Below are 21,510 nucleotides of genomic sequence, written 5' to 3'. Positions count from 1 at the left end.
TCTCCTCGGAGGATCGGCGGCGACTGTCTCGCACATAGGTTGCGTGACACAGGTAAATATCCGGGAGAGCCCGGCGCCCGTCAAACGCATAAACCCCCGGCCCCCGATCCCGGCCCCCGTCCCAGGGCGTCAGGCGGCGGCCTCCGCGCGCAGATCCAGCCGCCAGTCGTTGGTGAGCAGCGGATGGCCCGGCGGGTACTCGATCTCGCACTCCCCGAGCAGCGTGAAGCCCGCCTTGCGGCACACGCCGTTCGACGGGCCGTTGGCCACGGACGGGAAGGCGTGCAGATAGCGATGTTTGCCCTCGGCGCGCGCCGCTCCGGCCACCGCGCGGGTCGCGGCCGACGCGATGCCCCGGCCCTGGAACTCCGGCAGGACCGTCCAGCCGGTCTCGTACACCTCCCGGCCCCGCCAGTGGTGCTCCCAGAAGCCGATCGTGCCCACGGCCTCCGCCACGCCGGGCAGGGCGATGCGGAACATCCGCCCCCGGCCCGTCCGGTCGGCGCTCAGCGCCAGATAGCGGGCATGACGCCCGAGCAGCTTCCCCTCCGGCTCCGGGCCGCCGAGATGGGCCATCAGCTCCGGCGCGTTGGCACGGCGGAGCAGCTCCAGATCACCCGGCGCCCAGGGCTCGATCCGTACGGACGATGACGCTGCGCCCTGCTCCATTGCGGCCATGCCCGCACTCTAGGCCGCGCCTCGGACAGTCAGCGGGGTGTCAGTGCCGTGGGCGGGACGCCGAGTGTCGCGGTGAAGTCCCTGACCAGGTGTGCCTGGTCGCTGTAGCCGAGGTCCGCGGCGAGGGCCGCCCAGTCCGCGGCCGGGCCGGCTGCGGCGCGCTCCAGCGCCTCGTGGATGCGGTAGCGCAGGATGACCCACTTCGGCCCCACGCCCACGTACGCGGCGAACAGCCGTTGCAGGGAGCGGGGCGACACGCCCTCGGCGCGGGCGAGTCCCTCCACGCGCAGGATCGTCCGGTCCGTGCGCACCAGGTCCACCAGGGCCATCGCCCGCGCGGCGCGCGGGTCCGGCTCCGGCCCGGCCGCCAGCAGATACGCGTCCAGTGCGGCGACCCGCTCGTCCTCGTCGGCCGGGTCCAGCACGGCGGCGGGCGGTGCGGGCGGCTCGAACACCGCGGCCGCCGCGAGCCGCCGGCCCGTCCACCGCGAGACGGGCGCGCCGGGGGCGAAGGGCCGGAAGCCGCCCGGCCGGAACTGCACCCCGCACACCCGCCCGCGCCCCTCCAGCTTCTGCGTGAACAGCTCCAGGCCGATGCCCGCCACCTCCGCGTACCCCACCTCCTCGTCGCCGCAGCCCGGATAGCGCTCGAAGACGAGGTTCACGCTGGGGTGCGGGACGAGATGGGGGGCGTACGGCTGGGTCAGGTCCCAGTCGATCAGCCAGTAGTGCTCCAGATACGGCCGCAGTTCGGGCGCGGGCTCGCGGCGCCGGAACCGTACCCGCGCGAACAGTTCGGACGCGTCCACGATGCCCCGCGTATCGCGCCGGGGCCCCTGATGACCTGCCACGACGGCAGATCCTAGGACGCGGCACCGACATGTCGCGCGGGTGCCCGGTGCGCCGGTCCCGGCTGTCCGTCGTAGAGGGGGCCGAGCGTTCCGTACGCCTCGTCCACGATCCGCTCGGCGCCCGCCAGCGCCGCCCGCTCGGCCAGCCGGGCGGCCTGGTGCGTGTACGGGGACGGCGGGGCCGGGTGCCGGCGCCGCCACCACGCGGCGCCGACCGCGTACAGACCGGCGGCGCCGACCAGCACGGGGATGGACAGGGCCCACAGCACGTCGCCCATGGCAGACCTCCTTCAGGCTCGCTGCCTCCAGCATCGGCACGTCGGCCCGCTTCCCTGAAGATCAGTCTCCGGCCAATGAATGGCCGGTTATGACCGGTCTGTCGCCCTGGCCCGCATTGGTCCGCAGAACGTCACCCTGTCCTCACGGTGAGTGGATGGCCCACTTGCCTCCTTCGACGGGTGTCGAACCGGGCAGGGCGATGAGTTCCGGCTTGAACAGCGGCGGCGCGCCCATCGCCGGCTCCCAGGTCGCCAGCCGCTCGTCCTGCGGCACCTCGACGTGTCGGCCCCCGGCGAGATCCGCGACCACGCGCAGCAGCAACCGCACGCCGAGCGGCGCCAGATGCTCGCGCCACAGGCTCTGCGCGGTCGAGCCCGGCGGCACGAGCAGATGTTCCTGGGCGGCGAGCGGGCCGCCGTCCGTGCGCTCGGTCAGGTGGTAGACGCTGCCGCCCGTCACCTTGTCGCCGTCGCGGATCGTCCAGCGGATCGCGTCCCGGCCGCGGTGCAGCGGCAGCAGGCTCGGGTGGTAGCCGATCGTGGCGACGGCCGCCCTGGCCCGCGTCCGGCGCCCGAGGAAGGCGTGCGAGTGCGCGGCGACGATGACGTCCACGCCGTCCGGGATGTGCATCGCGCGCAGTTCGCCGGAGTCCGTCCACGCGATGCTCCGGGGGTACGCCCAGGAGCGCAGGCGGTCCCAGGACGCGGCGTTGGCCTCGTCCGAGTGCCCCTGGCGCAGCCGGGGCGCGGCCACCCCGGCGATCTTGTGTCCCTCGTCCAGCAGGGCCTCCGCGACCTGTACCGCGAAGGCTCCCCGCCCTGAGATGTAGATGTTCACGCGCGCATCACCGGCCGGGCGCCGTCGCGGACGGCGATGCCGTCGCTGCCGGCGGTGTCGTTGAAGGGGGTGCCGCTCATCGGTCGACCTCTTTCAGTCCGGAGTGGTCGGGACGCAACCGCACGGGCAGCGTGGCGAACCCGGTCAGGAAGTTGGACCGGATGCGCCGCGCCGGTTCGGTCTGCTCGAAACCGGTGGTGAAGTCCCGCAGGGCCATGAGCAGTTCGGCGATCTCCACCTTCGCCAGGTAGGAGCCGACGCAGAAGTGCGGGCCGTAGCCGAAGGCCAGGTGCTTGTTGGGGGTGCGGCCGAGGTCGAACTCCCCCGGCCGGTCGAAGACCCGCTCGTCCCGGTTGCCCGAGGCGTGCCACAGCGTGACGATCTCGCCGGGCATCAGCCGTACGCCGTGCAGTTCGGCCGGCCGGACGACGCTGCGGCCGAAGTGCATCGTGGGCGACGCCCAGCGCAGCACCTCGTCCACCGCGGTGTCGATCGCGACCTCGCCGTGCTTGAGCCGCCGCCACTGGCCGGGACGGGAGGCGAGCGTACGGACGCAGTCGATCATCGTGAGCCTGCTGGTCTCGTCGCCGCCGATGATCAGGCTGTAGCAGTTGAGGACGACGTCCTCGTCGGACAGCGGGACGCCGTCGATCGAACTGCCGATCAGCATGCTGATCACATCGTCGCCCGGCGACTCGCGCCGCTCCTCCACGACGTCCATGAAGTACATCAGGATCTCGTTGCGGGCCATCTCGGAGTCGACCTCGTCGACCTCGTCGACGTCCTCGTCGTCCGTGGACAGCGCGGTCTTCGTCAGGCTGAGCAGATAGTCCCGGTCCTCCTCGGGCACGCCGAGGAGGTTCGAGATCGTGGTCATCGGGATGCGGCTCGCGATCCGTCCGGCGAAGTCGCAGCCGCCGGCCTCGACGGCCTCGCGGACCAGCTGCCGGGTGTTGGCCCGTACGGCGCGCGCGACCTCGGCCAGCACCCTGGGCGACAGCACCCGCTGGAGGATCTTGCGCAGCTCGTGGTGGCGGTGGCCGTCCGTCACGGCCAGCATCCGGCCCGCCGCCGCGTCTCCGCCGCCCAGCAGCGTGACCAGTACGTTGCCGCGCTCGGACGTGAAGTTCACGTCGTCCCGGTACGTGGCCAGGATGTCCTCGTGGCGGGTGAGCACCCAGAACCCGGCGCGGCCGCCGGCCGGAGGGTTCCAGTACACGGGGGCGGTGTCCCGCAGGGTGCGCCAGAACGCGTCCAGGTCGTGGTCCGCGAAGGTGTCCGGGTCGCCGAGGTCCACGGTGCCGAGCGCCGGAGTGCGCACGCTCACCAGTCCGTACGCCAGAAGCGGCGCGGCCGGAACGGATAGGTCGGCAGCGGCACGCGGTGACCGGCCTCCCCGGCATGCAGCGCGGCGAAGTCCACCCGTCGGCCGCCCACCCAGGCGGCGGCGAGCGCGGGAAGCGCCGACAGGTCCCCGTCCGGAAGCGTGATCCCGCCGTCCGTGTGGCGGAAGGACTCCGCCTCCACCTGGGGTGCGTCCGCGGTGGTCACGGCCCGGCCACCGGAGGCGCCACAGGCCAGTACGTCGATCAGCTCCTCCCGGCTGCGGACCACGGCCGCCCACCGGCGGTCCATCACCCGGCGGCCCATGGCGAGGCTGAAGACCACGTCGTCCAGGCGCAGTCCGGGGTCCGCCAGCAGCCGCTCCCGCAGCCGCGCCCGCTGGGCGGCCAGCGCCTCGTCGTCCATCGCGGACAGGACGGCCAGCCGGGGCCGGCCCGCCGCCTCCGGCTCCCGTTCGGTGGCGGCGGGTGGCTCTTCGAGGACCAGGTGCGCGTTGTAGCCGCCGCCGCCGATCGAGGTGATGCCCGCCCGGCGGATGCCGGACTCGGGCCGCCAGTCCGCCGATTCGAGCTGCGGCAGGAACGGGGTGCTGGGGAAGTCGAGGTCCGGGTTGACGTCCGTCAGGTTGACCGTGCGCGCCAGCTTGCGGTGGTAGAGCGACATCACGGCCTTCATCGTGCCGAAGCCGCCCGACACCACGCCGCCGTGGCCGACGTTGCCCTTGACCCCGCCGATCGAGCTGATGCCGGTCTGCTTGCCGAACGCCATCGTCGCCGCGTGCACCTCCAGCTCGTCGGTGATCGGCAGCCCGAGCCCGTTCGCCTCGTACATGGACACCGTGTCGGGCGAGACGCCGCCGACCTCCATCGCACCGGCGATGCAGGCGCTCAGCCGCTCCGGCTGCGCCAGGCCGTACGCCATCGCGCTGACCCCGTTGTTGTTGACGGCCGAGCCCTTGACCACGGCGTAGATGTGGTCGCGGTCGGCGACCGCCTGCGCCGCCGGCTTGAGCAGCAGCGTGACGACGCCGCTGGACAGCGCCGTACCGGTGCCGTTGGCGTCGAACGGGCGGCAGTGGCCGTCCTTGGACAGCACCCGGTTCTCCTCCCACAGGTGCCCGCGCGGATGCGGCAGCCGGACCATGGCGCCACCCGCGATCGCCAGGTCGGTCTGGCCCAGCAGCAGCGACTGGCAGGCCATGTGCACCGCGTAGTGGAAGCCCGCGCAGACCGCGGCCAGCGTCACGGCCTCACCGGTCAGCCCCATGTAGTAGAGGGCGTTGGACGTCATCGTGTCCGGCGACCAGGCCAGGCTGGCCTCGATCGCCTCCGGGCCGACCGACACCCGGTCCGGCGGGGAGCTGTAGAGCGCGGCGGTCTGCGGGTTGTTGGCGCCGTAGACGCCCACCTCGGCCTCGACCCGGTCCGGGTCGTAGCCGCCGTCCTCCAGCGCCTCCCAGGCGCTCTCCAGGAACAGCCGGTTCTCCGGCGTCATCGCGTGCGCCATCCGGTCGCTGATGCCGAACACCGTGGGGTCGAACCGGTCGTAGCCGTCGAGCACCCCGCAGGCCCGCACGTAGTACGGGCTGTGGATCAGCGTCTCGTCGACCATGATCTCGTCCTTGGACAGGAACGACACGGTCTCCCTGCCGTGCACCAGGTTGTCCCAGAACTGCTCCTTGGTGGCCGCGCCGGGCGCCCGGCACGACATGCCTATGACGGCCACATCGCCCGGCTCGTACTCCTGCTCGGGGCTCTCGGTCATGGGAAGGCTCCTCTTCGGGTCGTGAGTCGGGATGTCTCAGCTGCCGGTGGAGTTGCCGCGCCCGCGCAGGGCGGCGCGTCGGGTGCCGGCGCGACGGCGCGCCGAGGCGACCACCTCGGGGGTGGCGCCGCTCTCGTCGTCGAGCCAGCGGGCGAGGGAGGAGATGTCGCGGAAACTGAACAGGTCGGGCACCCGCACGCGGCGGCCGAACCGCCGGGTCGTCAGCCGGGCCAGCCGGATGAGCAGCAGAGAGTCGCCGCCCAGGTCGTAGAAGGCGGACCGGACGTCGATGGACGCCGGTTCGAGGTCCAGGAGCTGCCCCCAGATCTCGGACAGCGCCACCTCGGTCGGCGTGGCGGCGGCCAGCAGCGGGCGCCCGGATTCGGCGGTGGCGGCGGGCGGTTCGGGCAGCGCGGCCCGGTCGAGCTTCCCGCCCGGCGTCAGCGGCAGCGCGTCCAGGCGGACGATCGTCGCGGGCACCATGTAGTCGGGCAGTTCGGCGGCCAGCCGCGCGGTGACGGCGGACTGGAGGGCGGCGTCGAGGCGGACACCGCCCGGTGTGCCGTCCGGTGCGCCGTCCTCGGGGACGACGTAGCCGACGAGCCTGCGGCCGGTCACGGTCGCGGCGGCCTCCCGGACGCCGGGGCAGCCGGTGAGCCGGGCCTCGACCTCCTCCAGCTCGATGCGGTAGCCGCGCAGTTTGACCTGGTGGTCGGCGCGGCCGGCGAAGCGCAGTTCGCCGTCGTCGGTGAACGACACGAGGTCCCCGGTGCGGTACATGCGCTCGCCGGGCAGGAACGGGTCCGGCACGAACCGGTCGGCCGTGGTCTCGGGCCGGTTGACGTAGCCGTGGGCGAGGCCGACCCCGCCGATGCAGAGTTCGCCCGGTTCGCCGGGGGCCACCCGGCGCTGGTGTTCGTCGAGCACGTAGGCGCGGACGCCCGGCGAGGGCGTGCCGATGGTGGGCTCGTCCGTCCCGTCGCGCGGCACCCGCTTGAACGAGCAGAAGACGGTGCCCTCGGTCGGGCCGTACGCGTTGAAGACCCGCTCGGCGCCCGTCTCGCGGTAGGCCCGGTCCACCAGCTTGCGCCGCAGCGGCTCGCCGCCGAACACGACGGTCCGCACGTTCGGCGGCAGGCAGGAGGCGTCCAGCAGCCCGTTCATCACCGAAGGGACGACGTTGAGGTGGGTGATCCGGTCGGCGTACGGGCTCTCCGGCAGATGGACGGCGCTCTCCACCAGGATCACCGCGCCGCCCCGGCACAGGGCGCCGAAGATCTCCATCACGGACATGTCGAAGCAGACCGAACTCGCCGCCGAGACCCCGCTGAGGTCGCAGCCGGCGAAGAGCCGGTCCAGCTCGGCCAGCATGGCGACGCAGCCGGGGTGGTGGATGGCCACGCCCTTGGGCCGCCCGGTGGACCCCGAGGTGTAGATGATGTACGCGGTGTCGCCGGGCACCACCGGCACCGGCCGCTCACCGGGCTCGGTCGTCGCGGTCCCGTCCAGCAGGACCACGGTGGGCCCGGCCGGGCAGTTGGCCCGCGAGGCGGGGGTGGTCAGCAGCAGCCGGGTGCCGCTGTCGCGGACCATGAAGTCCAGCCGCTCGGCCGGGTACGCCGGGTCCAGCGGCAGATAGCAGGAGCCGGCGCGCAGGACCGCCAGCAGGGCGACGAGCAGATCGGGCGTCCGCTCGACGCAGATGCCCACCGGGACACCGGGCCCGGCCCCGTCCGCGACGAGCCGTTCGGCCAGGACGCGGGAGCGGGTGTCCAGTTCGCCGTAGCTCAGGACGCCGGCGTCGGAGTAGACGGCGGGCGCCTGCGGGTCCTTGGCCGCCTGCTCGATGAATGCGGAGTGCAGCGTGTCGGTCACTTGTCTGTCTCCTCGGGTCGGCTGCCCGGCGCGATGTCCCGCAGCGCCAGGTCCGGTCGGGCGATCGAGTCGAAGAGCACGGTGCGGTAGAGCGCCAGCAGGTCCGTCACGGCCTCGCGCTCCAGGTGGTCGGGCTTGTACTGGACGTGGCCGGCGACCTCGCCGTCGATGTCGGCCATCGAGATCTCCAGGTCGAACTTGGCGAGGTGCCTGCGTACCTGTACGGGTTCCAGCGGCAGGGCGCCGTCCGGGTCGACGGTCGAGCCGACGCCGTGGAAGAGCTTCACGGAGCGCGGGAAGGCGTCCGACGACAGCCAGTTCACGACCACGTCGAACCACGGCGACCGGCCCTCGGCCCTGACCGGCTTCAGCTCGGATGCCAGCAGGTCGAGCGGGTAGTTCATGTGCTCCACGAGCCCGAGCGAGAAGGCGTGCACCTCGCCCAGCAGTTCGCGGAAGCCGCGCTCACCGGACGGCCGGGCGCGCACCAGCACGGTGTTCAGGTAGTAGCCGATGGCCGACTCCCGGCCGGGCTCGCCGCGCTGGGCGATGGCGGTGGCCAGCACCGCGTCCTCGACCGCCGCGGCCCGGTTGAGCGTGGCGAAGAACCCGGCCAGGACGACGGTGCTGACCGACACCCCCTCGCGCACCGCGAACTCGCGCAGCAGCCGGGACTCCTCGGCGCTCCAGCGGAAGGCGAGGTCGCGGCCCTCGTAGGTGACGCCGGGCGGTCGCTCCCCGGTCGACAGGTCGAGGCGTGCGGGCGGATCGGCCAGCTGCCGCGACCACCAGTCCAGCGCGGTCCCGGCTGCAGGACCGGCCAGCCACTCCCGCTCCGCCGCCACGAACTCGGTGTACGGGGCGGCGGGGCCGCTCCCGGCCGGGTCGGCGCCGCCGTAGAACTCCTGGAGTTCGCGGATCATGACGTCGGCCGACGCGGCGTCCGACGCGATGTGGTGCACCAGGACCAGCAGATGGTGGTCGGCCGGGCCGCGCCGCAGCAGCACCACCCGCACCAGCGGTCCTTCGTCCAGGTCGAGCGGCCGGTGCCCGTGGACGGCCAGCTCCTCGCGGGCCTGCTCGTCGTCCAGGTCCGGGCGGTCCACCACGGTGAACTCGTAGACCGGGTCGTCCAGGATGAGCTGGGCCGGGCTGCCGCCCGCCTCCACGAACAGGGTGCGCAGGGCGGGGTGGCGCGCGACCACGGCCCGTACGGCGTCCTCCAGCGCCTCCTCGTCCACGGCGGCCCGGATGCGGGCGGTCACCATGAAGTTGTAGGGGACGGCGTCCGGGTCGACCTGCTGCATGAACCAGAGGGATGCCTGCCCGTGCGACGCGGGCGCCAGCTCGAAACCGAGCCCCTCGGCGCTCAGCTGCTCGGCGGCCGGGGCGTCGGTGGGCTCCAGGAACCCGCGCGCGGCCAGCTCCTCCACCAGCTCCTCGGCGTCCAGCTCGGACAGGGTGTCGAGGAAGGCACGCGCGGTCCGGCCGGCGGGCCGCGGGGCCGGGGCCCGCTGTTCCGGTACGGCCGCCGGGGCGGAGGCGGAGGCGGATGCAGGGGCCTGGGCCGCTCCGCCGACCGTGGCGACGACATGCGCGACCACCTCGAACAGTGAGCGTCCGTCCAGGAACACCACGGGCGACACGCGCTGCCCGAACAGCGCCTGGAGCCGGTTGACGAGCCGTATCGCCAGCATCGAGTCGAGCCCGAAGTCCCGCAGGGTCGCGCCGTCGTGGAAACCGGTGGCCGGTACGCCGAGCGCGTCGGCTATCTCGTCGAGGACGACGTCCTCCAGCGGCCTGCTCTCCACGGGCGCGGGGGCGGCGACAGGGGCCGCGACGGGGGCGGCGACCGGTGCCGGGACCGACGCCGGGGCCGCTGCCGGGGCGGTGGCCGCCGGGGCCGGTGCGGTGCGGGGTCCGGGCGCCGCGTCCTCCAGCCAGTAGCGGTCCTTCTGCCACTGGACGAGCGGGGTTTCCACGACCTCGACGTCCTCGTCGAACAGCGAGTCGTACGTCAGCGGCAGCCCCCTGACGTACAGCGAGGCGGCCGCCTCCAGCAGGCAGCGGACATCGCTCTCGTTGCGTCGCAGCGAGCTGATCGCGTGCACCCGGGCGCCGCGCGTCAGGGCGATCTCCTCGACCGCGCCGCGCAGCGTCTCGTGCGGGCCGATCTCGATCAGGGTGCCGACGCCGTCGTCCACGAGTGCGCCGATCGTCTCGGCGAACCGGACCTGGTCGCGCAGATTGTGCACCCAGTAGTCGACGTCGGTGACCGGGTTCACCGCGCCGGCCAGGGCGGTGGAGCGGAAGTCGATGGTGCCCGTCAGCGGGGTGATGCCGGCGATGCGCTCGCGCAGCGGCTCGATCAGGGGGTCCATGCCGGGGCCGTGCACGGGGCGTTCGACCCGGATGCGCCTGACCGACACGCCGTCCCGCAGCAGGTCCGCCTCCAGGGCGGCGACGGCCTCGGGCGTGCCGGAGACGGCCGCGCTGGTGGGGCTGTTCACCACGGCGATCGCCGCGCGCCCGGCGTACGGCGCCAGCCTCGGCAGCAGGTCGTGCTCCGGCAGGTCGACCGCGATCATCGCCCCGGCCTCCGCCTTGCGCTCCAGCAGGTGCGAGCGGGCGACGACCACGCGGGCGGCGTCCTCCAGGGACAGCGAGCCCGCCACGCAGGCGGCCGCGACCTCACCCAGGCTGTGCCCGACGACGGCGGTCGGTTCGACGCCGAGTCCGAGCCACACCCGTGCCAGCGAGACCTGGAGGGCGAACAGGACCGGCTGCTGGAAGTCCATCTCCTCGAACCTGGCCCGCTCGGGCGGGGCCGCCAGCTCGTCGAGCACCGAGCAGCCGCCCGCCGCCCGCACCGCGGCGTCGCAGGCCCGCATCGAGGCCCGGAACCCGGCGTGCGAGCGCATCAGCTCCCGCCCCATGCCGACCCACTGCGTGCCGCCGCCGGAGAAGACCAGCGCCACCCGCCGGTCGGTGTTACCGGCGACCGTGCCCGTGACGACGTCGGGGTGCGGCCGGCCGGAGGCGACCCGCGCGAGCCCGTCCAGGACGTCCTGGCGGTTGCGGGCGAACAGCGCCACCCGGTGACCGTGGTGGGTGCGCCTGGTGGCGAGCGTGTACGCGAGGTCGGCGACCCGCAGCCCGGTGTCCCGTTCGACGTGGCTGGACAGTTCGCGGCAGGTGTCGGCCAGCGCGGCCGCCGTGCGCGCCGTCACCGGGACGAGGTGCGGCCGGTCGTCGGGCGCGACCTCGCCCCGGCCGGGCGTGACGTGCCGTCCCCGGTCGCCCGCGGTGAACGGGCCGGGCCTGACGGCGAGTCCGGCGGCGTGCAGCGCGCCGAGCGAGCCGAGCAGCGTGCCGGCCTCGTCGGCGCCCCGCCGGAGCGAGGGCAGCGTGGCCGCGGGCAGGATCTCCGCCACGGACTTGAGGAGCACGGGGTGCGGGCTGATCTCGATCACCGTGTCCACGTCGTGCTCGCGCAGCGCCGTCAGCGCGTCCACCACGCGGATCTCCCCGCGCAGGTTGTCCGCCCAGTAGTCCGGCCCCAGTTCCGCGCCGTCCACCGGTTCACCGGTCACCGTCGAGATCATCGGGACGCGGGTCGTGCGGGGCCGGATGCCCTCGAGTTCGAGCCGCAGCGGGTCGAGGACGTGGTCGACCAGCGAGGAGTGCGGGGCGTGGCCCATCCGTACCCGGTGGCTGGTGACGCCGTCGGCGGTGAGCCGCTCGACCAGGGTGTCGATCTCCTGCGGCGTACCGGTGACCAGGGTGGACGCGAGGCCGTTGCGGCCGGCGATCGCCAGCCGGCCGGTCAGGTACTTCCGCACGGCGTCGGCGCCGGCCGTCACGACGATGCCGTCGCCCCGGCCGACCGCCAGTTGCTGGAGGAGCCTGCCGTGGCTCGCGGCCAGCAGGGAGGCGTCCTCGAAGTCGAGCGCGCCGGCGATGTGCGAGGCCGCGAACTCGCCGACGCTCTGCCCCACCACGACGTCCGGCTCGACCCCCAGCGACCGCCAGGCGTCGGTGAGCGCGACCTGGATGCTGAACAGCAGCGGCTGGAAGACGTCCATGTCGTCGATACGGCCATCCGCCGCCAGCAGCTGGTCGACCGGCGAGAAGCCCAGCAGCTTCCGCATCCGCCGGTCGGACCGCATCATCGACCGCCGGAACACCGGCATCCCGGCGAGCAGCTGCCGGCCCATGCCCACCCACTGCGAGCCGTTGCCGGAGAACAGGAACGCCACGCGCGGCGCGCGCCTCTCCACCTCCCCGGCGGCCGGACGTCCGACGCTCAGTCCGTCCATGTCCGTGCCGGCCGTGAACGCGTCGAGCCGGGACCGGAGTTCGGGCATGTCGCGGGCCGTCGCCGCGAGCCGGAAGCCGCCGTCGCCGGGCGCCGCGGCGCAGACCGTCCGCAGGTCGTCGGCCTCGCGCAGTGCGGACACCCGTGCGGCCAGGGCCTCTTCGGAGTCCTCGGCCAGCAGCAGGAGCGAGCTCTCGGACCGGGGCAGCTCCTCGACGGCGACATGGCAGATCGCCCCGCCGAAGCCGAACGAGCTGACGCCGCCCCGGCGCGCGTCGGAGCGGCGGGTCCACGGCTCCAGCCGGTCCTGGACCGTCATCCCGTAGGTGTCGAACATGATCTGCGGGTTGGGGGAGGCGTAGTGCAGGCTGGGCGGCAGCACGCCGTTGCGCATCGACAGCGCCAGCTTGACCAGGCCGACGATCCCGGCCGCCGCCTCCAGGTGTCCGACGTTGGACTTGACGGAGCCGAGCCGCAGCGGCTGCGCCCGGTCCCCGCCCAGGACCGCGCCGATGGCGTTGGCCTCGATCGGGTCGCCCAGCGGCGTCGCGGAGCCGTGGCACTCGATGTAGTCCACCAGCGACGGCGCGATGCCGGCCCGGCGGTAGGCGTTGCGGAGCATCAGCTCCTGGGCCTGCGGGTTCGGCGCGGTCATGCCGTTGCTCAGGCCGTCGTTGTTGGACGAACTGCCCTTGATCAGGCAGTAGACCGGCAGGTCGCGCTCCAGGGCGACGCTCAGCGGGGCGAGTACGACGACCCCGGCGCCCTCCCCGCGCACATAGCCGTCGGCCCGTGCGTCGAACGACTTGCAGCGGCCGTCCGGGGCGAGCGCCCCCATCGCGGCCATGGCGGTGTAGTAGTCGGAGACGAAGCTCAGGTTCACCCCGCCGGCGAGCACGAGTTCGCTCTCGCCCGACCAGATCGACTGGCAGCCGACGTGCACGGAGACCAGCGATCCCGCGCAGGCCGCGTCGATGGCCATGCTCGGGCCCTGGAGGCCCAGGACGTAGGAGACCCGGTTGGCGATGATGCCGTCGTGCATCCCGGTCGCGGTGTGCGGGGTGATGTGGGCGTCCGGGCCGCGGTAGTGCGCCAGCGCCGCGTAGTCGCCCCAGCAGGAGGCCATGAACACACCGGTGTCGCTGCCGATGAGGCTGTGCGGCGCGACCCCCGCGTCCTCCAGCGCCTCCCAGGCCAGTTCGAGGACCAGCCGCTGCTGCGGGTCCATCTGGACGGCCTCGCGGGGCGAGATGCCGAAGAACAGCGGGTCGAAGCGGTCGATGTCGTCGATGAAGCCGCCCCAGCGCACCGCGTCGCCCAGCAGCGCGCGCCGGGCCGCCGGTACCGGCCCCACGGCGTCCCGGCCCTCGGTGAGCAGCTGCCAGAACGAGGCGGGGTCGGGCCCGCCGGGGAACCGGCAGCCGATGCCCACGATCGCGACGGGCTCGTTGACCGCCCCCCGGCGCTCGCCGAGGGCCGGGCCCGCCTCCTCCGCCGCTCCGGGGCCCTCGACGAGCGCGCGGGCCAGCGCGTCGACGGTCGGGTACTGCCACATCCAGGTGAGCGGAACCTTCCGGCCGAGAAATTCGGACAGCGAGGCGGAAATGGTCGCGAGTTTCAGCGATTCCAGGCCGTACTGATGCATCGGCCCCCAGCGGTCCAGCGTGTTCCGGGGCACGTCCAGTACTTCGGCGATGCGCGAAAGAAGGAATTCCGATACGGAGTGCACATCTCGTGCTGCGTGCTCGTGGGGCATTTCGGCTCCTCGGCAGGACAAATGAAATGTACGAGTGGTGGGAAAAGGGTGGTGGTACCCGTGCGTGGGCACCGGACGGCGAGCCCTGGGATCACCGGCTCGCGCGGGGGCGGCCGGGCCCGGATGTCCGGTCTCGGGCGGGGAGAGGAGCGGAAGTCACTCTTCCGTCGTGGGTGGGGTGCCGTACGGGGTCACCCGGCGGGCAGCCTTTCCGGCACCCTCGTGGGTGCCCGGAAGGGCAACGAGACATGGCTGCCGACATACGAGTACGCGCACCGAGACCCAACCCCCGTCAACCCGTCCTGGCTGAATCAGACCGCGATCTGATTCAGGATCACTGCCGGCGGTCCAGCCACCGGGTTTTCCTGGCCGTGCTGATCCGCGACCGCGCAGTGCTTGTGACGTGCGGGCGGAGCCGAACACCTCGTCGCGCTGCCGGCCGATGCGTTCCCGCATTCGATGCGTCCAGGTCAAGGGGTATTCGGAATGACGTGGACGGAGGCACTTGCCCGACCGGTGAGCATCAGAGTGCCACTCGGGCAATGGAGAGACAAGAGTGCCTACCGGGACGGAAAGACGCGGTGGCTCGAATAAGACCCCTGGATGACTGGATCGGGTCACCTGGACAGCGGCGGGGTGGCACTGCAAGCTGCTCGGATGAAATTCACGAACCACACACCGGACCGGGCCGGTGCCGACGCGCGCTTACCCGGATGCCCGAGGCGACGGCCGGTCACGGCGTCCCCCGCCGGGAGGGCAGCATGACGGGTACGGAGGTGAAGCCGCACCGGCGTCCGGGCCTGGCGCTCGGTGTCCTGGCCGGGGCGCTCGCCCTGGACGTGAGCGGGCTCGGGGTGCTCAACGCGGCCCTGCCGTCCGTGGGGGAGCAGTTCGACCTGGACGACACCACGCTCCAGTGGGTCATGATCGCGTACGCCGTGACCTTCGCCGGCTTCCTGCTGGTCGGCGGCCGGCTGGCCGATGTGTTCGGCCGGCGACGGGTGTTCGAGGCCGGGATCGCCCTGTTCACCGCCGCCGCCCTGGTCGGAGCCGTGTCGCCCGACATCGCGGTGCTGCTCGGCGCGCGGGCGGCGCAGGGCATCGGCGCGGCGCTGTCCGGTCCGGCCGCGCTGGCTCTGCTGACCGAGGTGTTCCCGGCCGGCCCGGCCCGCAACCGGGCGTTCAGCGTGTACGCGGCGGTGGGCGCCGCGAGCTTCAGCGGTGGGGTGATGCTGGGCGGCGTGCTGACCCAGTTCTTCGGCTGGCGCTCGGTGCTGTGGTTCTCGGTCGCGGTGGGAGCCGCCGTACTGGCCGCGACGCGCGCCGGGTTGCCGGACGGGACCGGACGCGGCGGGCGCCTGGACCTGCCGGGCGCGATATCGGGAACGCTCGGCCTCACCCTGCTGGTCGTCGGCGTGAGCAGCAGCGGCGCGGTGGTGTGGGCCGCGCTCGGCGCGGCGGCGGTCTTCCTGGTGCTCTTCGTCGTCCGCGAACTGCGCACCGCCGACCCGGTGCTGCCGCTCGGTCTCTTCCGCGTCCCGTCGGTGCGGGCGGCGAGCCTGGCGGCGTTCCTCCAGTACATGGCCTCGGTCGGCATGCTGTTCTTCGCGCCCCTGTATCTCCAGGGGATGCTGGACTACTCGCCGTTCGAGTCCGGTCTGGCGCTGGTACCGATGTCGCTGGCCGTGTTCCTCACCGCCAACTACGCCACCGGTCGCCTGCTGGCCACGTACAGCCCGTACACGCTGATGGCGGTCGGGCTGGTCCTGATCGGGGTGGGCACGGGGCTGTGGATGAGCACCCCGCACCACGGCGGCTACGCGCTGTACGTGCTGCCGGGGCTGGTGCTCAGCGGTATCGGCCAGGGGCTGAACTTCCCCTCGATGACCTCCGCCGGCCTCAGCGGCGTCGAGCCGGAGGGACACGCGGTCGCCGGCGCGGTGAACGTCGTGGCCCAGCAGATCGGCTCCAGCGTCGGCGTCGCCGTCCTGGTGCTGGTCGCGGCGACGAGCGACGACCGGCTCACCGGCTACCACCTGGCCTATCTGACGGCCGCGCTCGCCTGTGTGGCCGGGGCGGCCGCCATCACGTTCGCCCGGCGGCGGGCGGCATAGCCCGGCCACCGGGCCGGAGTCCGTGAAGAGACGGGGCGGGGCGGGCCGTCAGGGCCAGACCAGGCAGTACGCCTGGTGCCCCGCCTCGTGCAGCCGGTGCGAGAAGTCCTGCCACTCGTGGAGCAGCTGGTACACGTTGAAGGCGTCGCTCGGGCCGCCCCGGTCCGGGACGGTGGACCAGATGAAGGCGGCCGCGCCCACGGACTCCTCGCCCACCCCGCGCAGCGGGTCGACGACCGTCATCGGGAGCTTGACCACCGCGTAGTCGGGATGCAGGACGACCAGTTCGAGTGGCGGGACCTTGTGCAGCGGTATGCCCTGGATGCCGGTGAGGACCATCGCGGCCATCGTCTCCGGCTTGATCTTGGTGAAGAGGCCGCCCATGCCCAGCTCGTCGCCGCCGAGCTCCTCGGGCCGCATGGAGATCGGCACCCGCGCGGCGGTGGCCCCGTCGGGAGCCCCGAAGTATTTGTAGGTCACCCCCACCCGGCCACCACTCCTGCTTCCGGCTCCACCGCCTGTCCGCGCCTCACCGGCCTGTATGCCCTGCGCCTGCTCAGCGTCGCGCCGGTGCCGGCCCCGCCGGGCCGGCTCGGCCGGACCGTCCGTCCCCTCGCCCACTTCGCCACCGCGATGCATATCTCATCCACCCGACTACTCACTAGGAGGCACAGCCCCCGCCGCGCAACCCGATCATCGTGTCAGTGACCTCCCCCACGGGCGTGCGGTGAAACACCTGTCCGCAAAGACCGTCCGTACCTCTGACACCATGGCATGTGTGAGCTTTCCCTATGACGCCCCAGTTTCGCAGACGCTTTTCGACCGCGCGTCCCTCGTGACGCCCGGCGGCGTGAACTCTCCCGTCCGGGCATTCCGGGCCGTGGGCGGTACGCCCCGGTTCATGGTGTCCGGTACCGGTCCGTACCTGACCGACGCCGATGGACGGGAATACGTCGACCTCGTGTGCTCGTGGGGGCCGATGATTCTCGGCCATTCCCACCCCGAGGTGATCGCCGCAGTCCAGGAGGCCGTCGCCCGCGGCACCTCGTTCGGTACGCCCGGTGAGGGCGAGGTCGCGCTCGCCGAGGAGATCGTCGCGCGCGTCGAGCCGGTGGAGCAGGTGCGCCTGGTGTCGTCGGGGACCGAGGCGACCATGTCCGCGATCCGCCTCGCGCGCGGTTTCACGGGCCGGGCCAAGGTCGTGAAGTTCGCCGGCTGCTACCACGGCCATGTGGACGCCCTGCTGGCCGCCGCCGGCTCCGGCGTCGCGACCTTCGGCCTCCCCGACACGCCGGGGGTCACCGGCGCGCAGGCGGGCGACACGATCGTGCTGCCGTACAACGACCTGGAGGCCGTGCGCGCCGCGTTCGCCGCGCACCCCGGCGAGATCGCCTGCGTGATCACCGAGGCGTCGCCCGGCAACATGGGCGTCGTCCCGCCGCTGGACGGGTTCAACGCGGGGCTCAAGGAGCTGTGCGCCGCCCACGGCGCCCTGTACATCTCCGACGAGGTGATGACCGGATTCCGTACCTCGAAGGCCGGCTGGTTCGGCGTGGACGGCGTCCGGCCCGACCTGATGACCTTCGGCAAGGTCATGGGCGGCGGCTTCCCGGCCGCGGCGTTCGGCGGGCGCGCCGACGTGATGGCGCACCTGGCCCCGGCCGGCCCCGTCTACCAGGCGGGCACGCTCTCCGGGAACCCGGTCGCCACCGCCGCCGGGCTCGCGCAGCTGCGGCTCCTGGACGACGCCGCGTACGAGAAGGTGAACGCGGTGTCCGCCGAGATCCGGGGCCTGGTGAGCGCCGCCCTGGACAAGGAGGGCGTGGCGCACACCGTGCAGGCGGCGAGCAACATGTTCTCCGTGTTCTTCACGGACGGGCCCGTCCGTGACTACGAGGACGCCAAGCGCCAGGAAGCCTTCCGCTACACCCCGTTCTTCCACTCGATGCTGGCGCAGGGGGTCTACCTCCCGCCGTCCGCGTTCGAGTCGTGGTTCGTCTCGACCGCCCACGACGCGCAGGCCGTCGAGCGCATCGCCGCCGCCCTGCCCGCCGCCGCCCGTGCCGCATCGGAGGCCACCGCATGAGCGAGAAACCCGCCGGCTCCGCCGGTGACATCACCGTGGTCCATCTGATGCGCCACGGCGAGGTGCACAACCCGGAGGGCGTGCTGTACGGCCGTCGGCCCGGCTACCACCTCTCCGAGCTGGGCCGGAAGATGGCCGACCGGGTCGCCGAGCACCTGGCGAAGCGCGACATCACGTACGCCGTCGCCTCCCCGCTGGAGCGCGCCCGGGAGACCGCGACGCCCATCGCCAAGGCGCACGGCCTGGACCTCGCCACCGACGAGCGGCTCATCGAGGCCGCCAACGTCTTCGAGGGCAAGACCTTCGGCGTCGGGGACGGCGCGCTGCGCAAGCCGGACAACTGGAAGCACCTGACGAACCCGTTCCGCCCCTCGTGGGGGGAGCCGTACATCGAGCAGGTCGTCCGGATGATGGGCGCGCTCGACGCGGCGAAGGACGCGGCCCGGGGGCACGAGGCGGTCTGCGTCAGCCATCAGCTGCCGATCTGGATCGTCCGCAGCTTCGTGGAGCGCCGCCGGCTCTGGCACGACCCGCGCAAGCGGCAGTGCACCCTCGCCTCGGTGACCAGCTTCACCTATCGGGGCGACAAGATCGTGTCCGTGGGCTACTCGGAGCCGGCCATCGATCTGGTCCCGGCGCATCTGCGGGCGGGCGCGAAGCCGGTGAAGGGCGCGTCCAAGGGGTTCGGGGCGTAGGGGCGGCCGGCGATTCCTGCGGTAACTCTGGACGGAGCGGCCCCCGGACGATATTAGGTTCTATGTTCGGTCAACGCCGGGGGCTGGTTTCGTAAAGAATTTTGTGCTATCCGGGGGAACCTCCGTGTGGCTCCTCCCATCTAAGCGATTGCCAGTTTGTATGGACTTAAGGCAAAACGACCGCAGATGGGAAGCCGCATGCGTGAGATCAGCCGAAGGGGATTGCTGGGAGCCGGTCTCGGGGCCGCGGCCGCCGCCGGAATGGCGGGGTGCGGCATCACCGGCTCGTCCGGCGCCGGCCCCGCGGAGAACAGCGCCGGCCCCGACAAGGGAGCCACCGGACAGAAGGCCGACGGCACCCCGAAGGGTTCGGGCACCGGGAAACACGTCCGCGCCATCGGTGACGGTTCCACCGCCGACACCGGAAAGCAGCCCAAGCAGCCGCAGGCCCCCGTACCGCTGGAGCCCGGCCAGAAGCCGCCGCAGTTCGTGATCTTCTCCTGGGACGGGGCCGGCGAGGTCGGCAACGGGCTCTTCCCCCGCTTTCTGGAACTCGCCCGCGAGCACGACGCGTCGATGACCTTCTTCCTCTCCGGTCTCTATCTGCTCCCGGAATCGAAGAAATCCCGCTACCGCCCCCCGAACAACCGCGTGGGCGCCTCCGACATCGGCTATCTCACCGACGCCCATATCAAGGACACGCTTCGGAACGTCCGGCAGGCATGGCTCGACGGCCACGAGATCGGCACCCACTTCAACGGGCATTTCTGCGCCGGCTCCGGATCGGTCGGCAACTGGACCCCGGCCCAGTGGCAGAGCGAAATCGACCAGGCGATCTCCTTCGTCACCGAATGGCGCACCAACACCGGCTGGACCGACGTCGAACCGCTCCCCTTCGATTACCGCAAGGAACTCGTCGGCGGCCGCACCCCCTGTCTGCTCGGCCAGGACAACCTGCTGCCCACCGCGAAGAAGCTCGGCTGGCGCTACGACGCCAGCTCACCCGGCGGCACCCAGGTCTGGCCCAGCAAGCGCCAGGGCATCTGGGACCTGCCGCTCCAGGGCATCCCCTTCCCCGGCCACACCTTCGAAGTCCTCTCCATGGACTACAACATCCTCGCCAACCAGTCCCTCAACTCCACCAAGGGAATGCCGTCCCGCTATCCCGGCTGGCGCCAGCAGGCCACGCAGTCGTACCTCAGCGGATTCAAGCGCGCCTACGAGACGAATCGCGCGCCCTTCTACATCGGAAACCACTTCGAGGAGTGGAACGGCGGTATCTATATGGACGCCGTCGAGGACGCGCTCAAGCACATCGCCGGAAAACCCGATGTGCGTCTCGTCTCCTTCCGGCAGTTCGTCGACTGGCTCGACGTACAGGACCCGGCGGTCCTCACCAAGCTCCGTACACTCCAGGTGGGCGAGGCTCCCGCAGGCGGTTGGAACGCCTTCTTTAAACAAGCCTGACAACGGGCTTTACGGGCACCGAGGGGGGTGCCCAAGATCCCCGGAACCGCCATGCGAAACTTTTCACATGAGCCTTGGCCGCGCACCCCGACGCCGCTTCACCCTGCTCGCCGCCCCCCTGACGGCAGCCGCGCTCGCGCTGACCCTGACCGCTTGCGATTCCGGCGACCAGGTCAGCGGCGGCGGCGACACGAACTTCGTCACGGGCACCAGCGGAATCGCCACCGCGCCCAAGGGCAAGCGCGCCGACGCGCCGAAGCTCGACGGCCCCACCGTGGACGGCAAGCAGCTCGACCTCGCCGACTACAAGGGCAAGATCATCGTCCTCAACGCCTGGGGCTCCTGGTGCGCCCCGTGCCGGCTGGAGGCGAAGTACTTCAAGAAGGTCTCCGAGGCCACCGAGGACCAGGGCGTGCGGTTCGTCGGCGTCAACACCCGGGACAACTCCCGGAGCAACGCCGCCAGCTTCGAGGAGAACTTCGGGGTCACCTACCCCAGCTTCTACGACCCGACCGGGAAGCTCCTGCTCCGCTTCCCCAAGGGCACGTTCCGGCTCCAGTCCATCCCGTCGACCGTCGTCATCGACCGGGAGGGCAAGCTCGCCGCCCGCTACGTGGGCCCGCTCGACGACGTCCAGCTGCGCAAGATGATCGACCCGCTGATCGCGGAGAAGTGATCAGGTGATCACCCTCGCCGCCGCCATGCAGAACGAAACGGTCCTCAACGGGGCCCTGCTGGTCGCCCTGCCGATCGCCCTGCTCGGCGGACTCGTCTCGTTCTTCTCGCCCTGCGTCCTGCCCCTGGTCCCCGGCTATCTGAGCTACGTCACCGGGATCAGCGGCGCCGACCTGGCCGAGGCCCGGCGCGGCCGGATGGCCGCCGGGGCCGCGCTCTTCGTCGCCGGGTTCACCGCCGTGTTCGTCTCCGGCGGCGCCCTCTTCGGCTACTTCGGCGACACCCTCCAGGCGAACAGCGGACCGCTCACCAAGGTCCTCGGCGTGCTGATGGTCCTGATGGGCGTCTTCTTCATGGGCCTGATGCCCTGGATGACCCAGCGCGAGTTCCGCATCCACCGCAAGCCGGTCACCGGCCTGGTCGGCGCCCCGCTGCTCGGCGCCCTCTTCGGCATCGGCTGGACCCCGTGCCTGGGGCCCACGCTCAGCTCGGTGTCCATGCTCGCCATCGAGCAGGGCACCGCCGGGCGCGGCGCCATACTGACCGTCGCCTACTGCATGGGCCTGGGCATTCCCTTCGTGCTCGCCGCCGTCGCCTTCCGCAAGGCGCTCGGCGCGTTCGGCTGGGTCAAGCGCCACTACGCGTGGGTCATGCGCATCGGCGGCGGCATGATGATCGTGACCGGGCTGCTCCTGCTGACCGGTGTGTGGAGCAGCATGATGCAGGATCTGCAGGGCTGGTCGGCCGACTTCCAGGTGGGGATCTGAGTAC

Annotated in this window: 15 protein-coding genes; 6 read left to right on the top strand and 9 right to left on the bottom strand. The window is 72.2% G+C overall.

Going from position 1 to position 21,510, the window contains the following annotated elements:
* Positions 1-129: 129 nt before the first annotated feature.
* The 8 genes from OG710_RS11945 to OG710_RS11910 all read right to left on the bottom strand — a co-directional run bounded on the left by OG710_RS11945 (position 130) and on the right by OG710_RS11910 (position 13,702).
* Positions 130-678, bottom strand: coding sequence for a GNAT family N-acetyltransferase (locus tag OG710_RS11945; protein ID WP_330239322.1), 549 nt, complete (start codon positions 676-678; stop codon positions 130-132).
* 29 nt (positions 679-707) lie between these two features.
* Positions 708-1,529, bottom strand: coding sequence for an AraC family transcriptional regulator (locus OG710_RS11940; protein ID WP_330239321.1), 822 nt, complete (start codon positions 1,527-1,529; stop codon positions 708-710).
* Positions 1,530-1,540: 11 nt separating this feature from the next.
* Entirely contained in the window at positions 1,541-1,807 is a 267-nt protein-coding gene (locus tag OG710_RS11935; protein ID WP_330239320.1) for a hypothetical protein, read from the bottom strand.
* A gap of 142 nt (positions 1,808-1,949) precedes the next feature.
* On the bottom strand, positions 1,950-2,645 hold the full coding sequence (locus OG710_RS11930; RefSeq protein ID WP_330239319.1) for a formyltransferase family protein: 696 nt from the start codon (positions 2,643-2,645) through the stop codon (positions 1,950-1,952).
* Positions 2,646-2,721: 76 nt separating this feature from the next.
* On the bottom strand, positions 2,722-3,972 hold the full coding sequence (locus OG710_RS11925; RefSeq protein WP_330239318.1) for a cytochrome P450: 1,251 nt from the start codon (positions 3,970-3,972) through the stop codon (positions 2,722-2,724).
* A complete protein-coding gene (locus OG710_RS11920; protein WP_330239317.1) occupies positions 3,969-5,753 on the bottom strand; it encodes a type I polyketide synthase in 1,785 nt (594 codons plus the stop codon). Before OG710_RS11920 ends, OG710_RS11925 begins: the two co-directional genes overlap by 4 nt.
* 36 nt (positions 5,754-5,789) lie before the next feature.
* Complete coding sequence (locus OG710_RS11915) at positions 5,790-7,628, bottom strand: non-ribosomal peptide synthetase (RefSeq protein ID WP_330239316.1); 1,839 nt, start codon at positions 7,626-7,628, stop codon at positions 5,790-5,792.
* Positions 7,625-13,702: an acyltransferase domain-containing protein gene (locus OG710_RS11910; protein WP_330239315.1), complete on the bottom strand. Its 6,078-nt coding sequence runs from the start codon at positions 13,700-13,702 to the stop codon at positions 7,625-7,627. Before OG710_RS11910 ends, OG710_RS11915 begins: the two co-directional genes overlap by 4 nt.
* 761 nt (positions 13,703-14,463) lie before the next feature.
* Here OG710_RS11910 and OG710_RS11905 point away from each other — a divergent pair.
* Positions 14,464-15,816, top strand: coding sequence for an MFS transporter (locus OG710_RS11905; RefSeq protein WP_330239314.1), 1,353 nt, complete (start codon positions 14,464-14,466; stop codon positions 15,814-15,816).
* A 48-nt stretch (positions 15,817-15,864) separates the two neighbouring features.
* Here the strand turns inward: OG710_RS11905 and OG710_RS11900 are convergent, their stop codons facing one another.
* Positions 15,865-16,455 (bottom strand): hypothetical protein, encoded by a 591-nt coding sequence (locus OG710_RS11900; protein ID WP_330239313.1) that lies wholly within the window; start codon positions 16,453-16,455, stop codon positions 15,865-15,867.
* Positions 16,456-16,585: 130 nt separating this feature from the next.
* Here OG710_RS11900 and hemL point away from each other — a divergent pair, with 130 nt between their 5' ends.
* The 5 genes from hemL to OG710_RS11875 all read left to right on the top strand — a co-directional run bounded on the left by hemL (position 16,586) and on the right by OG710_RS11875 (position 21,506).
* The gene (gene hemL, locus OG710_RS11895; RefSeq protein ID WP_330239312.1) at positions 16,586-17,902 is read left to right on the top strand and encodes a glutamate-1-semialdehyde 2,1-aminomutase; all 1,317 of its coding nucleotides are present in this window, start codon (positions 16,586-16,588) and stop codon (positions 17,900-17,902) included.
* The gene (locus OG710_RS11890; RefSeq protein WP_330239311.1) at positions 17,899-18,597 is read left to right on the top strand and encodes a histidine phosphatase family protein; all 699 of its coding nucleotides are present in this window, start codon (positions 17,899-17,901) and stop codon (positions 18,595-18,597) included. Before hemL ends, OG710_RS11890 begins: the two co-directional genes overlap by 4 nt.
* A 198-nt stretch (positions 18,598-18,795) precedes the next feature.
* On the top strand, positions 18,796-20,064 hold the full coding sequence (locus tag OG710_RS11885) for a hypothetical protein (protein WP_330239310.1): 1,269 nt from the start codon (positions 18,796-18,798) through the stop codon (positions 20,062-20,064).
* A gap of 67 nt (positions 20,065-20,131) precedes the next feature.
* Positions 20,132-20,740 carry a TlpA family protein disulfide reductase gene (locus OG710_RS11880; RefSeq protein WP_330239309.1) on the top strand — a complete coding sequence of 203 codons (609 nt, stop codon included), beginning with the start codon at positions 20,132-20,134 and terminating at the stop codon, positions 20,738-20,740.
* Positions 20,741-20,744: 4 nt separating this feature from the next.
* On the top strand, positions 20,745-21,506 hold the full coding sequence (locus tag OG710_RS11875) for a cytochrome c biogenesis CcdA family protein (RefSeq protein WP_330239308.1): 762 nt from the start codon (positions 20,745-20,747) through the stop codon (positions 21,504-21,506).
* The last annotated feature ends 4 nt before the right edge of the window (positions 21,507-21,510 follow it).

Source organism: Streptomyces sp. NBC_00525 (genome assembly GCF_036346595.1).
Lineage (GTDB): Bacteria > Actinomycetota > Actinomycetes > Streptomycetales > Streptomycetaceae > Streptomyces.
The sequence above is the reverse complement of the archived record's forward strand: the minus strand, read 5'-3'. Positions and strand labels throughout refer to the sequence as shown.